Annotated in this window: 14 protein-coding genes and 1 pseudogene; 10 read left to right on the top strand and 5 right to left on the bottom strand. The window is 67.1% G+C overall.

The genetic code is table 11. The annotated features are described in order from the left end of the window. Window positions 1-5: 5 nt before the first annotated feature. The 3 genes from QHF85_RS26340 (at window position 6) to QHF85_RS26330 (ending at window position 3,218) form a co-directional block, all read left to right on the top strand. On the top strand, window positions 6-1,532 hold the full coding sequence (locus QHF85_RS26340; RefSeq protein WP_281330076.1) for a mechanosensitive ion channel family protein: 1,527 nt from the start codon (window positions 6-8) through the stop codon (window positions 1,530-1,532). 77 nt (window positions 1,533-1,609) lie between these two features. Next, on the top strand, window positions 1,610-2,644 hold the full coding sequence (locus tag QHF85_RS26335; RefSeq protein WP_281330075.1) for an SDR family oxidoreductase: 1,035 nt from the start codon (window positions 1,610-1,612) through the stop codon (window positions 2,642-2,644). Window positions 2,645-2,894: 250 nt separating this feature from the next. Beyond that, on the top strand, window positions 2,895-3,218 hold the full coding sequence (locus QHF85_RS26330; protein ID WP_281330074.1) for a hypothetical protein: 324 nt from the start codon (window positions 2,895-2,897) through the stop codon (window positions 3,216-3,218). 100 nt (window positions 3,219-3,318) lie between these two features. On the opposite strand, the gene QHF85_RS26325 is transcribed toward QHF85_RS26330, so the two are convergent. The 3 genes from QHF85_RS26325 to QHF85_RS26315 are packed head-to-tail and all read right to left on the bottom strand — an operon-like array spanning window position 3,319 to window position 4,722. Then, window positions 3,319-3,450, bottom strand: coding sequence for a hypothetical protein (locus QHF85_RS26325; protein ID WP_281330073.1), 132 nt, complete (start codon window positions 3,448-3,450; stop codon window positions 3,319-3,321). Further along, the gene (locus QHF85_RS26320) at window positions 3,443-3,994 is read right to left on the bottom strand and encodes a hypothetical protein (RefSeq protein ID WP_281330072.1); all 552 of its coding nucleotides are present in this window, start codon (window positions 3,992-3,994) and stop codon (window positions 3,443-3,445) included. Before QHF85_RS26320 ends, QHF85_RS26325 begins: the two co-directional genes overlap by 8 nt. Before the next feature lie 5 nt (window positions 3,995-3,999). Continuing rightward, the gene (locus QHF85_RS26315) at window positions 4,000-4,722 is read right to left on the bottom strand and encodes a hypothetical protein (protein ID WP_281330071.1); all 723 of its coding nucleotides are present in this window, start codon (window positions 4,720-4,722) and stop codon (window positions 4,000-4,002) included. A gap of 107 nt (window positions 4,723-4,829) precedes the next feature. On the opposite strand from QHF85_RS26315, the gene QHF85_RS26310 reads away from it, so the two are divergent. The 6 genes and pseudogenes from QHF85_RS26310 to QHF85_RS26290 all read left to right on the top strand — a co-directional run bounded on the left by QHF85_RS26310 (window position 4,830) and on the right by QHF85_RS26290 (window position 8,561). Beyond that, entirely contained in the window at window positions 4,830-5,588 is a 759-nt protein-coding gene (locus QHF85_RS26310; protein WP_281330070.1) for a hypothetical protein, read from the top strand. Between the two features lie 237 nt (window positions 5,589-5,825). Continuing rightward, window positions 5,826-6,290 carry an SUKH-3 domain-containing protein gene (locus QHF85_RS26305; RefSeq protein ID WP_281330069.1) on the top strand — a complete coding sequence of 155 codons (465 nt, stop codon included), beginning with the start codon at window positions 5,826-5,828 and terminating at the stop codon, window positions 6,288-6,290. A 338-nt stretch (window positions 6,291-6,628) separates the two neighbouring features. Beyond that, entirely contained in the window at window positions 6,629-6,886 is a 258-nt protein-coding gene (locus QHF85_RS26300; RefSeq protein WP_281330068.1) for a hypothetical protein, read from the top strand. Beyond that, window positions 6,868-6,972: pseudogene (locus QHF85_RS49825) on the top strand (phosphatase); the annotation flags it as partial. The gene QHF85_RS26300 and the pseudogene QHF85_RS49825, both read left to right, overlap by 19 nt. A 197-nt stretch (window positions 6,973-7,169) precedes the next feature. After that, entirely contained in the window at window positions 7,170-7,613 is a 444-nt protein-coding gene (locus QHF85_RS26295) for a hypothetical protein (protein WP_281330067.1), read from the top strand. Between the two features lie 639 nt (window positions 7,614-8,252). Beyond that, entirely contained in the window at window positions 8,253-8,561 is a 309-nt protein-coding gene (locus QHF85_RS26290; protein WP_281330066.1) for a hypothetical protein, read from the top strand. Between the two features lie 52 nt (window positions 8,562-8,613). Here QHF85_RS26290 and QHF85_RS26285 read toward each other — a convergent pair whose 3' ends face one another. Together QHF85_RS26285 and QHF85_RS26280 are read right to left on the bottom strand one after the other, a co-directional pair. Next, entirely contained in the window at window positions 8,614-9,774 is a 1,161-nt protein-coding gene (locus QHF85_RS26285) for an STAS domain-containing protein (protein ID WP_281330065.1), read from the bottom strand. A 26-nt stretch (window positions 9,775-9,800) separates the two neighbouring features. Further along, window positions 9,801-10,937, bottom strand: a complete 1,137-nt coding sequence (locus QHF85_RS26280; RefSeq protein WP_281330064.1) for an STAS domain-containing protein — start codon at window positions 10,935-10,937, stop codon at window positions 9,801-9,803. 219 nt (window positions 10,938-11,156) lie between these two features. On the opposite strand from QHF85_RS26280, the gene QHF85_RS26275 reads away from it, so the two are divergent. After that, on the top strand, window positions 11,157-12,920 hold the full coding sequence (locus tag QHF85_RS26275; RefSeq protein WP_281330063.1) for a hypothetical protein: 1,764 nt from the start codon (window positions 11,157-11,159) through the stop codon (window positions 12,918-12,920). Window positions 12,921-12,947: the final 27 nt, after the last annotated feature.

Below are 12,947 nucleotides of genomic sequence, written 5' to 3'. Positions count from 1 at the left end.
TTCCTTTGAGCTTCGAACTGCCTCAGCACGTCCTCCATACCCTCGGCGCGGGCGCGATCGGCATTGGCATCGGCGCGGCGGTGCTCCTGCTCTGCGCGCTCGCTCTGCCGCGCGCCGAGCGAAGAGCCACGCTGCGCCCGCCGCTCGTCCTGCTCGGGCTGCATACCCTCACGGTGCTCGCCCGGCTGCCTCTGCCGGAGGGGAAGATCGACCGCGGGCTCGAGGTCCTCGGCCTGTTCTTCCTGCTCTTCTCGCTGGCCCGCGCGCTCTTCGTGCTCGTCGTCGACGTGGTCATCAGCGCGCGCCTGTCGAAGCCGCTGCCGCGGATCATCCGCGACATCGTCCAGGGGCTCGTGTACCTCGGGGCGCTGGCGATCGTGCTGCGGGACGTGGGCGTCGAGCCCGGCTCGCTCCTGACGACGTCGGCGCTGCTCACGGCCGTGATCGGTTTGTCGCTCCAGGAGACACTCGGCAACCTCTTCGCCGGGCTCGCGATTCAGGCACAGACGCCGTTCGAGGTCGGCGACTGGATCGGCATCGACAGCGATCCGAAGCTCATCGGCCGCGTGGTCGAGATCAACTGGCGCGCGACGACCGTGCTCACGCTGGAGCAGGTCGAGCTCATCATTCCGAACGGCGTGCTCGCGAAGACGTCGATCCGCAATTTCACGAAGCCGACGCACATCGCGCGGCGCACGGTGACGGTGACGGCGCCCTACGAGATTTCTCCGCGGCGCGTCGAGCAGGCTTTGCTCGAAGCGGTGCAAGGCGTGCCGGGCATCCTCGCGCAGCCGCCGCCCGCGGCGCAGACGCGTGGCTTCGCCGATAGCGGCATCGAGTACGTGGTGAACTACTTCATCGAGGATTTCGCGCTGCGCGACCGGATCGACTCCACGGTGCGGCACCGGATCTGGTACGCGTTCAAGCGCGCCGAGATCTCCATTCCGTACCCGATGCGCACGGTGCACACGCACGCGGTGACGCCGGAGTCACGCGCGGAGGAGTCGAAGCAGGACACGGCGCGGCGGAAGGCGGCGCTCGAGGCGGTCGATTTCCTCGCGCCGCTGCCCGAGGCTTCGCTGTCGCGGCTCGCGGGGCTCTCGCGCTCGTGCCATTTCATGCCCGGCGAGGCCGTCATCCGGCAAGGCGAGACGGGCAGCGAGCTCTTCATCGTGCAAAAAGGCGAGCTCGCGGTGATCGTGGGCCGCGGCGAGGGCGGGAGCGTCGCCGAGGTGGCGCGGCTCGGCCCCGGGCAGTTCTTCGGGGAAATGTCGCTCATGACGGGCGAAAAGCGCGTCGCGACGGTGAAAGCGACGACGGACTGCGAGCTCGTCGAGGTGAGCAAAGCCGCCTTCCAGGAGGTGCTCGCCGGGGATCCGCGCCTCGTCGAGCAGATCACGCGCGCCCTCGTCGATCGCCAGATCGCCCTGGAAGAGAACCTCTCCGCGCGCGCGACCCGGAGCTCGCGGGCCGAGGCCGACGCGAAGAGCTCGGCCCTGCTCGCGAAGATTCGGCAGTTTTTTCAGCTATGACATTGCATTGAAGGACGGGCCCGGCCGCCCGTTCGTCGTGGTACGCGGTTTGCCCCTCGATAGCCAGGGAGGGAGCCGTGGCGCGATTTCTACACGGGCGCATGTCGCGGGTTTCCGCGCTGGCCGGGCTTTCGGTGCTGGGGTTGACGTTGGGCTGGCTCGCTCGTCGGGCGCGCGCCATCAGCCTTCAGGGAAAGGTCGCGGTCGTGACCGGCGGCTCGCGCGGGCTCGGGCTGCTCATGGCGGAGGAGCTCGTCCGAAAAGGGGCGCGCGTCGCCATTTGCGGGCGCGACGCGGAGGCGGTGGACCGCGCGACGCGTCTTTTGCTCAGCCGGCACGGCGCGGACGTGCTCGGCGAGGCGCGCGACCTCGGCAATGCCGCGGACGCGGCGGCGTTCGTGGAGAGCGTGGTGTCGCGGTTCGGGCAGATTGACGTGCTCGTGAACAACGCGGGCGTGATCCAGGTGGCCCCGCTCGACATGCTCGACGTGGCGAAGCTCGACGAGGCGATGCGCTCGAATTTCTGGAGCGCGGTGCACATGACGTTCGCGGCGTTGCCGCACCTCGGACCAGACGCGCGGATCGTGAACGTGACGTCGGTCGGCGGCCGCGTGCCGCTGCCGCACATGCTCGGGTACACGGCGTCGAAATTCGCGATGGTGGGTTTTTCGGAGGCGATCGCCGCCGAGCTCCGCGCGCGCGGGACGAAGGTGACGACGGTGGTGCCCGGGCCGATGCGGACGGGCTCGTTCTACAATGCGGAGTTTCTCGGGCGGCAGCGGCAGGAGTTCGCCTGGTTCAGCGTGCTGTCGTCGCTGCCGCTCTTGTCGATCGACGCGCACGTCGCGGCGGCGCGCATCGTGCGCGCGGCGCAGGAAGGGCAACGCGAGGTGCACCTCGGGCTCGTGGGGCGGATCTTGCCGGTGCTGCATGGCCTGATGCCGCGGCTCTTCGGGGTGATCTCCACGGCGATCGCGCGCATGTTGCCGCCGCCGGGCCATAGCGAGGAGCGGTGGCGGGGTCGGGAGATCAATTCGACGTTGCCAGGGTCGGTCCTGCTGGAGCTCGGGAACCGCGCGGCGCGGGAGACCAACGAGGAGCCGCCGGTCTGAACGGTTTCCCCGCCTCGCGTCCTCGACGGTCGTTTCGTCCAGGGGGACCATGAGGGAAACCAAGAACGCGTAGGAAGGCGACACGACGAGCTTCCACGCGCGTGCCACGATCCTCGATTCGATGGACCTCCCGCGTGGATTTGAGGCAAAGGTCGTACGGCGTGGCCGTGCGCTCCAGGGCTAGACTGCGCGCATCGGTCAGCGGTGCCAGGGCTCCGCGCATTCGCGCGTTGCGCGGGCGTTGGCTTCCTTGGGCATCGTGCTGCCGACAGGGAAGGGAAACGATATGCGAGCCAAGTTCCGGTCTCACCTCCTCGCGCTCGGCGCAGCCCTCGGTTGGGTCGTGCTCGGGACGCCGCCGTCGATGGCGGCCCAACCCGAAGGAGGCTGCGCCCCGGGATGGGAAACGTGGAGGGTCCAGAAGCTCGTCAACTTCGCGCAGCCGCAATTCGAGGACACCATCCGAAGTACCGACCGAAACGATGACGGCTTTCTCTGTGTCAAGTTCGACAAACGCGAACCCAACGTGTTCACCTTCGTCGACAACAACCTTCAGGTAGAGGGAGACTCGTAGCCTTCCACGTGCCCCGGGCGGCTCTTCTGCCTTACCCCCGTCTGGCAGCTCCCGCCCGGGTGGCTGGGCACAGCCGCTCACGCAAGCGCGCTGTCGTGGGTCATTTCGGTTGCGGCTTTGCCCGCGCCTTGCGGCGGGCCACGACGATGCCGCCGACGGCATCACGTCGCTCGAGGCGGCGCTCGGCCATCCAGCGCGTTTGGTCGGTTTTCGAGGTGGTCTTTTCAGACATCGTCAGCTCCCGATCCGCCGGTCTGCGTCTTTTTCGTTCGCCGCTTCGCCCGCGCCTTGCGGCGAGCCTCGTAACGTTCCATTTGCTCGTAAAAGGGCCGCATGCGCTCCAAGATCGCCGCGTCGATCGCGTTGATCACCTCTTCCATCCGGCGATCAAATTCGACCCCGTAGCCCGTGGGCACTTGTACGGGGAAACCAAACGTCTCCTCCTGGGTCCTTTCCCAGCGAAGGGGGGTGCCGTGCCTCTTGAGGAGCACGTGGATGCTACGGAACGCGTTTCTCAGCGCATCCATCGAGTCGACGCCGTATCCGAAAAGCGGAGCATCCTTATCAAGACGAAGGTCTTCGATCTGGGTCAGATCAAGCCCCTCGATTTGAAGTGGGCATCTCCAAACTTCGCCATGGGCGCTTTTGATGGGGTCGGGTTCCGGGCACCCAATGCGAACGACAACCCGGCCCGGTACGTCGAGTCGCGTGTATTCACGCTCGGCGATCCACGAAGGCGGCAGGTTTTTCACAGGGGTCTTCGACTTGGCTTTCATGCGTTTCACCATCTCCTGAACTTGGCATAACACCAGCCTCTTTTGTGTTGTTCGCTCTCAGGCCCCTCTCCCCAGCACGGGCTGCCGGGATGTCCCTCGCCGATCGAGCGACAAAATTCCTCCCACGTATATTTGCCCCCCGCAGCGGCGTCGAGGCAGCGATTCAAGTTTGGCTTGCGCCGCCTCGGAGCCGTCTCCGCAATATCCGACTTGCCGATCTCCACCGACGCGGCGATCACGACGACGATGGGGGCCGCTTCGATGATGAGGTCGGCGAGGGCGACCGCCACGGCCACGAGCACCGCGGGGTGCCCGACGAGCCCACGCTCGGCCGGCGTCTGACCGTTCGCAGGCGCGGGCGATGCGGACAGGCGCAGCTTGGGCAGCCCGAGCAGCTCCTCCGGCACCGTCATGCCCCGCAGCGCGATCCGCATGCATACCGCAAGGTCCGTATGGGGCACACCTTTGCTCTCCACGTCCACGACGTGGCCGTCTTCGTCGACCTCCACCGTGACGTCGAACGTGTAGTACCCGACGTTGAGGTCACCGGCGAACTGATCGACGCACGCTCGCAGGCGCTCTGCGGTGGCATCTGGCACGCGCGGGCGCTCGTCCTGCTGCGCGTGGTGGACGATCTTGGCCGACGAGCAGCCGAGGGGCACGAGCGCCGCCGTCGCGCAACCGAGGAGCCCGAACGAGAGGAGGCTACGCAGGCGTGGCGACGTCACCGCCAAAGGCGATCAGACAAACCGGATGCTGTCAACGTGGCCCGTGTCCGCCCTCACGTCCGACGGGCTGGACATGGCCGGCCTGAAGCGCGTACGCTGCCGCACCTATGTCCCGTACGTTCACCCCTGTCGATCTCGTCCAGCTCCCCCGCGTTGATTCGAATGGCGCCATCGCTTTGGCGAGCGCCGTCGAGTCGGCCGCCTCCAAGCACAATGACCTCCCTGCGAGCGTGCTGGAGGCCGTCGCTCAAGTCGTCGCCGATCGCATCGTCCTCCAGCAGGCCATGGCGAAGGCGCCTTCCGGGCTCGTCACCGTCAAGGAGGCGGATCGCCGCGTCGATAAAGTCGGCGGCGCCTTCCACGACATTTGCGCGGCGTGGGCCTCGCTCGCGGAGTTCCTGCCGGCGGGGCAGGACGCGCTCGTCCTCATGGATCGCGTCTTCCCCGATGGCCGGAAGTTCGTGAACCTGAAGGTGAAGGAGGAGTGGGCGGCGATCGAGACCAAGCTTGCGACCATTGACCGGGAGGGGCTCATCCCGCGTATCGACGCCATTGGCGCGCACCCGGTCCTCGGGCTGCTCAAGGAGATGCAGGCCGTGTATGGAGCCGTCATCGGTACGACGGAGGTCGCGGTGGAGGCGCCGGAGGTGCGCGACAGCAGGGACACGCTGCTCGATTCGATTCGCGCGTACGTCATCCAGGTGGCAGGCACGGTCAAGCGCGGCAAGCCCGAGACGGCCACACGCGCCGACGCTTTGCTCCGGCCCATCCGCGAATGGGAGAGCACGAAGCCCAGCAAGGACAAGGCAGGCAGCGCGGAGGCGCCCGCGGGTGCGGCGTCCGGCTCGATGACGAGTGAGGGCTGAGCTTCGGAAGGGGCCACATTCCTCCGTCCCAACGCTCGCCCTTCCATGGTCGTTGCGCTGAGCCACAGTGCATTTCGATGGCTCTCGCGGCTGGCGTCAATCCCGCTGGGGGCATCATGACGGCGGATCGTGTGCGAGCGCCCGGACGTGCAAATCACGGGACCACAATTCCGGCGTGTGCTACCTGTGCGAAGCTTCAAGATGCATTCGGGATGAAGTCAGGGAACAGAGCGCGATATGTTCAATGCGCCGGAATGGTCTGCACAAACCGAAGCGCAACTGATGGCCGCCGGATGGCACAAAGGACGCAGAGATACGGGGCGGGTTGCACAGTGGCGGCGAAAGCTGGAAAAACCAGCCGGGTTTCGAATGTCGATGGCGGCCGAGAGAGCTCTGGAGGAGTTTGGCGGCATTCGTGTGGACTGCCAAGGGCCCGGTCTCGAGTGCGCCCGGGGGGGCTTCGACCTGGACCCGGAGCTTGCGAGCGGCGAAGAGGGCCGGCTCGGCGCCTTCCGGGATCAGGTTGGGAGTGATCTCTTCCCGCTGGGGGAGGCATACAGCGGTGAGGCGTTTCTTGCAATGGATGGCATAGGCCGCGTCTATCTTCTCGGTGACAGAATTCAACTCCTTGGGACCAATATCCATAGCGCGCTGGACTCCATCGTGGTGGGGCGCTTACCGAAGGAGATCGCTGGGACATGACTGCGTCACGCGGCTTCACGGGTGGCGAGGTTTCCTGTGGATGCTCCGCACCCGCACCCCCGGGGTATTCACCCGCGGCATGGGGAGATTGCAAAATGGATCGCGAATATCCAGATGGCCTCGATTGTGTGTGGACTGCGTCCGATCGAAACGGCAACATCGGCGCGTTTTTCACCGCGTGCGTCGTTCCCATCCCGACGCAAGCCGCTCTTGCCTTGGAAGACATCGAGGGGCGGCTTTGGGAACGACCGACCACGTCATCCGGTCGTGAGCGAGGTGGTCTTCGCTCATGAACGGCGGGTGGATGTCCGCAAGTACCTTGTTTGCCGCGAGGCCGCATGAAGCAATACTTCAAGCATTATGCTGAGTCCGAGCTCGGAGAGGGAACCGCATACATGGAGATCACCGACGGCTGGCCGAGTCGCCAGATCGAGGTCTACGGTGAGACATGGCGGTGGGGAGACGACGCTCATAATAAACATCTCGCGGATCAGCCGTTCGAGGTCCTCGAGCTTGGTGAGGAACACGAGATCTCAGTGGAGGAGTTCGAGCGAGCGTGGCTGGAGGCGCTGAAGCGATGCCCACCGTCTTCCTGAAAGGCGACCTCTTCCACCACGAAGGACTGCAAGCTCTTGCCCACGGCTGCAACTGTGCAGGCGCGATGGGCAAGGGCATCGCGGTGCATGACCCCATCGAGGCCCCTCTCCCTCTCTCGGAAGCCATCGCCCACCCTGGATAGGGTCCTCTCTCCCGGAGCCTCCCAATGCCGAGGCCCCGCGTCGGGGTTTCCTTTGGGAGACTCCGCCCCAACACCAACCAAAGCCTGCCGGACCTCGTTCAATCGACAGCGCATGACGGCCCACCTGTGAGATAGGACCGATGACCCTCACTCGACTCGAATCAAGTCATCCCTTGCTGATGGCGGCTTATCGCAACGCCTCGCCCGAGCAGCAGAGGTCTGCGGCGTTGCGCGCGTTTGAGGGCGCTCTTGCGGCGGTCGGCATGAGCGATGCTGATGTGGATGCCGCGCGCGCTTGTCTCCGTGAGGAGAAGCTGGCGGATCCGTCGATGATCACACGCCTCAGGCAGCGGGTGGAGGCGCTCGATTCCAACGATCTGAGTGCCGAGGCCGGCGCGGACGGTCGTACGGAGGAGTCGCTGGCCTTGTTCTCCCAGGCGCGTGCCCTGTCGGCACTCCTCTACCTCGTGGCTCCCGCGCCATCCGGCAGCCTCCACGAGTCGATATACGAGTCGCTGATGGCGGTGGAGGACCCTGCGCCGCTATGTGCAGAGATCATGTCAGTGCTGCGTGTGCGACATTGATCGAAGCTGCTCCCGACGCATGACCCCATCGAGGCCCCCTCTCCCTCTCTCGAAAGCCATCGCCCACCCTGGATAGGGTCCTCTCTCCCAAAGCCTCCCAATGCCGAGGCCCCGCGTCGGGGTTTCCTTTTGGCGACTCCGCCCCAACACCAACCAAAGCCCGCCGGACCTCGTTCAATCGACAGCGCATCACGGCCCTGGGGGTGGCTCCTGCCTCTCGGGTGAGAGAGCCGAGGCACCCAGGGCCGGCCGGCCGTCCCTCCATGCAGAACGTCTCGCCACCCTGAGGCGGGTCCTTCGTGCAAGACCGACAGAGGGAGAGCCGCCCCTCCCAGGCTCCGCGAGGGAAGTGCAGAGCGGGAAGCTACCCCGGGGGTGGTCCTCCGGGCCGAGGACGGAGCGGTCGCGGGGGCCCGGGGCGGGTGCGGGCGCGAAGCGAGGAGAGGCCCCCCACCCACCTCCTGCCTCGCGCACCTGAGGATCTAGACCCAGCGTGCCCACGCTCGCGTCGGCCTTCGCCTGCGCCTGCATGCGCCGCATGCAGAGCCTCAGGCCCTCGCGCAGGCTCGCGCACGTGTTGACGCGCGCGAGGTCGAGCCCCAGGCTCACGCCCCAGCCCCATGAGAGATGAGATTCCGAATGAGCTACGAGAGTGAGATCGAAGCGTTGGAGTCGGAATGGTCGCTCGAGGACGGCTTTCTGGGGCAAGTTCGCCAGGGCCGGTTCTCGGCGGAGGACTTCCAGCGGGCTCTCGGGAGGCTCGCTGCGATGTCGATCGAAGAGGACGCGGAGGTTCCTCGACGCCTCGTCTCCTTGCTTTGGTACATTCCAATCTTCATGCAGTGGCAGGTCGAACGGGTCCGCGAGCTCGGTGGCGACGTGGCAACCTACACGAGTGCAATCCAGCTCATGACGAACGAGGTCGAGCGGCTGCTCGGTGTTCCGTAAGCCCGCAGTGACCGCAACAAGAACGGTCGTCGTATCTGCGAGAGCTGCCGATCTAGCCCGGCGCACCCACGCTCGTGCCGCCCTTCGCCTGCGCCTGCATGCGCCGAATGCAAAGCCGGAGGCCCTCGCGCAGGTTCGCGCACGTGGTCACGCGCGAGAGGTCGAGCCCCAGGCTGACCACGGTCTGCGCGACGGTCGGCCGGATGCCGGTGATGATGCCCTCGGCGCCGAGCAGGCGAATGGCCGAGACGAGCGAGAGGATGTGCGCCGCCGTCGCCGTGTCCACGATTTCGACGCCCGTGAGGTCCAGGATCGCATAACGAGCGTTCTGCCGGGAGACCGCCGTGAGCAGGTCGTCCATCACCCGCGCCGCGCGCGCGCTGTCGACGATGCCCACCATGGGGAGCGTGATGACGTGATCCCAGACCTCGATGATCGGCGTTTCGAGGTTTCTGATGACCTCCTGCTGCCGATCGATGAGGTGGAGCTTGTTCTGCAGCTCCTGCATGGACCGCTTCGAATCACTCTTGTCGAGCGTCACGCCGAGGGCCGCGACGACCTCGCCGCGCGCGTCCTTGATCGGGGAGAACCAGTTTTCCCAGAGCATGTCGTGCGCGTCGGCGATGTAGTGGCGCGCCTCGCCCCGAAGGCCCGCCTGGAGGTTTTCCTTGATGGTGGGGTCGGACTCGTAAAGCGCGAGCAGGTTCTTGCCGACGAGGAAGTGGCGGCCCAAGCCGCTCGTGTCCGCGCTTTTCCCGTCGTGGAAGGTACAGGAGCCGTCCGGATAAACAATCCAGGCCGCGATCTCCAGGCTGTCGAGGATGTGGCGCAGGATCACCGCCGGATCCTCGGGGCGCGGCACGGCGGCGGGAGCCGCGGGCGCGGCGGGGAGGAGCACGGCGTGAATGCCGGGACCCTCTTTCACGCGGCGCGCGCTGAAGGTGTACGCCTGGTATTGACCGTCCGTCCCCCGGAGCCTGCTCACGGCGGAGAGCGCCTCGCCGTCCTCCGGCATGCGCGCCCAGAGCGCACGGAAATAACCCCGATCCTCGGGGTGAACGGTCTCCCAGAGCGATCGACCCTCGGCGCCCTCCTCGCCGAACGCACGCGCGGCCGCCTGGTTCGCCATGGTAATGACACCCTCGGGGCTCGTCACGAAATGGAGCCCCGGGCAGGCGTCGATGAATGATTGCAGCATGATCTCTCCCGTCATGATTCGTGCGTACCCTGCAAATCGAATCAGACCAGCGCGCCCATGTTCGCGTCCGCCGTCGCCTGCGCGTGCATGCGCCGAATGCAAAGCCGGAGGCCCTCGCGCAGGTTCGAGCACGTAATCACGCGCGAGAGGTCGAGCCCCAGGCTCACCACGGTCTGCGCGACGGTCGGCCGGATGCCGGTGATGATGCCCTCGGCGCCGAGCAGGCGAATGGCCGAGATGAGCGAGAGGATGTGGGCCGCGGTCGCCGTGTCCACGATCTCGACGCCCGTGAGGTCCAGGATCGCATAACGAGCGCTTTGCCGGGAGACGGCCGTGAGCAGGTCGTCCATCACCCGCGCGGCGCGCGCGCTGTCGACGACGCCCACCATGGGGAGCGTGACCACGCGATCCCAGACCTCGATGATCGGCGTTTCGAGGTTCCGGATGACCTCCTGCTGCCGCTCGATGAGATGGATGCGGTTTTGCAATTCCTGCATCGCCCGCTTCGACTCGCTCTTGTCGAGCGACAAGCAGATGGCGCCGATGATCTCGCCGTTTTCGTCCCGGGCCGGCGAAAACCAGTTTTCCCAGAGGACGCCGTGCGCTTCGACGACGTAGTATTTGTCCTCGCCTCGAAGGGCGCCCTCGACGCCCTCCTTGATCACAGGATCGTTCGCATACTCCTTGGGTAGGTTCTTGCCGAGCTGGAAGTTCGGGCCGAGGCCGCTCGTGATCAGGCTCTTGCCCTCATTCCAGGTGCAAACGCCCCTCGTATCCACGACGGTGACCACGAGCTCCAGGTTGTCGAGGAGCATGCGCAGGACGAGCTCCGGATCCTTCTCGGTGCGCCGCGCAGGCGGCGGGGCGGGGAGGAGCACGGCGTGGATCGCGGGGCCCTCGTTCACGCGGCGCGCGCGGAAGGTGTACGCCTCGTATTGCCCGTCCTTCCCCCGGACCCGGCTCACGGCGGAAAGCGCCTCGCCGTCCTCCGGCAATCGCGCCCAGAGCGCCTGGAAGGAGGCCCGATCCTCGGGGTGAACGAGCTCGAGGAGCGATCGGCCCTCTGCGCCGTCCTGGCCAAAAGCGCGCGTCGCCTCCCGGTTCGCCAGCGCAATGACACCCTCGAGGCTCGTCACGAGATAGATGCCCGGGCACGCATCGAGAAATGACTGCTGCATGACCTCTCCCGCCATCATCCGTGAGTACCACCGTGCGCTACATCATTGCAATGGTGCAATCTGACTTTCGTTGCGTCATTGGGTTGACGGCGAATGTGTCATTTTCAGGGGGTATCATGAGTTTTCACCATGAAATCCCGGCGAGCGTCAGAACCCCGTCGGCACGTCCTCCTCGTGGTGCCCCTTCCCACGCGCCCGCCCTTTCGCTCTCATGGGGAGGTGCGTCCCCAAGCCTTCACCTTCCTCGCGCGTGTCACGGCCGGGGTCCTGTTTCCCCTCGTGCTCGGCGCGTCGGGGTGCTGCGGGTGCCCGGTGGGCCTGTGCACGTCGCTGATGAAGAGCCTGCCCGGGCCAGGATCGTCGCCGCCGCCCCCGCCAGGGCCGCTCGTCGGCGCAGGCGGCGGCGCGGGCGAGGCCGAGGAGGGGGCGTCGGCCGCGCCGCTCGCGCCCGAGACGGGGCAGGCCGAACGAGCGCCCATCAGCGGGGACGCGAAGCGGCCGAGCTTGCTGCTCGATCCCCGGGTCCCGATCCGCGGCGCGATCCAGGCGCAGGCGGGCAAGACGGTCTTCGTGCCGCACACGGCCGAGGTCGCGGCGCCCGTCGGAGATGGCTCCTCGTTCGTCGTGGCCGGCGCGACCGGGATCTGGCTGCACGACACGAAGACCCTCGCCAAACGCTCGCGCCTCGTCTCCACGCGCGCGATCGACGTGACCGCGCCGCCGGACGGGACACGTTTCGCGTACGCGAGCCCCGGCGGCGCCGTGCGTGTCATCGAATACCCGAGCCTCAAGCAGCTCGCCGCGGCCACGATCGACGTGCCCGTGCGCATCCGGTTCTCCGCGGACGGCAAGCGCGTCGTGTCCGGCTCGGAGAGCGACGACGTGACCCTGCTCGACGTCGCCACGGGCAAGACGACCGAGTTCGACACGGACGACGACGTGAACGACGTCTTCCCCATGCCCGATCGTCCTTCCGAAATCGCGTACGCGGGCGACGATGACGAGTTCGCGATCGCCGACGTGGCGAAGGGCCGCAAGGTCTTCAGCTCGGAGCCGCTCGTCGAGGGCTGGCGCAGCAGCAGGTCCTTCTTCACGATGCGTGATCAGCAGGCCGTCGCCTTCGATCCGGTGACGAAGGTGCTGCTCGGCGGCGGGGACGACAACATGCTCTGGCGCGTCGACGACCTGCGCGGGAGCCCGACGATCCGCGCGCCCATCGAGCTCGGCGGGAACGTCGTGGAGATCGCCTGCTGCGCGGGACAAACCGCGGCGGAGCGCGCGGCGTACGTGGCCGTGGACGATCTCCAGGTGCGCGCCGTGGCCCTCGACGGGCGGCTCGGGCCGCAGTTCGGGCCGCTCATGGGCAGCGTGGGCTCGTTCAAGATCCGCATCGCGCTCCTGCCCTCGGGGGACGTGCTCATCGCGCTGCGACGCGCGCTCTTCCGCTGGGATCCACGCACGGGCGAGGCGCTGCGCTCCACGGACTACGCCGAGCCGCCCATGCTCGGGGCGAGCGTGCTCGACGCGGACACGGTGTACGTGTTCTGCGACGGGGGGACGTGCATGGTGCACCGCGCGAAGCACGGCGCGCCGGCCCCGGACGTGGAGACCTCGATCCTCGGGGAGCTTCAGGGCGACGGCGTGCGCTCGACCCTGGCCTTCGAGGACGGGACACGCGCGATCGTGACCTCGAAGGACGGCAAGATCCGGCTCGTGTACCTCCCGCCCGGCGGCGGGCTCGAGGCGCCGATCGATACGCCCGCGGATGCGTCGCTGGGCGGGCCTTTCGCGAAGCGGGACGGCAAGACGCACGGATACGTCGACGCCGCGGGCGAGGTCTACGAGATCACGGCGAGCCCGCGCGGCGCGCGGAAGGTGGGCACGGCCGCGGGCAGCGGGAGCGTGGCGTCGCTCGACTGGGACACGGCCTCGAAGCGCTGGCGCGTGAATCGCGCGGGGCACGGGTTCGTGTACGTCCCGTGAAACCCTCAGCGCCGGCCCCTCTTCCTC

It is taken from the genome of Polyangium sp. 6x1, assembly GCF_029946515.1.
GTDB lineage: Bacteria > Myxococcota_A > Polyangia > Polyangiales > Polyangiaceae > Polyangium.
Note: the sequence above shows the minus strand (reverse complement) of the source record. Positions and strands in the feature narration are given on the sequence as shown.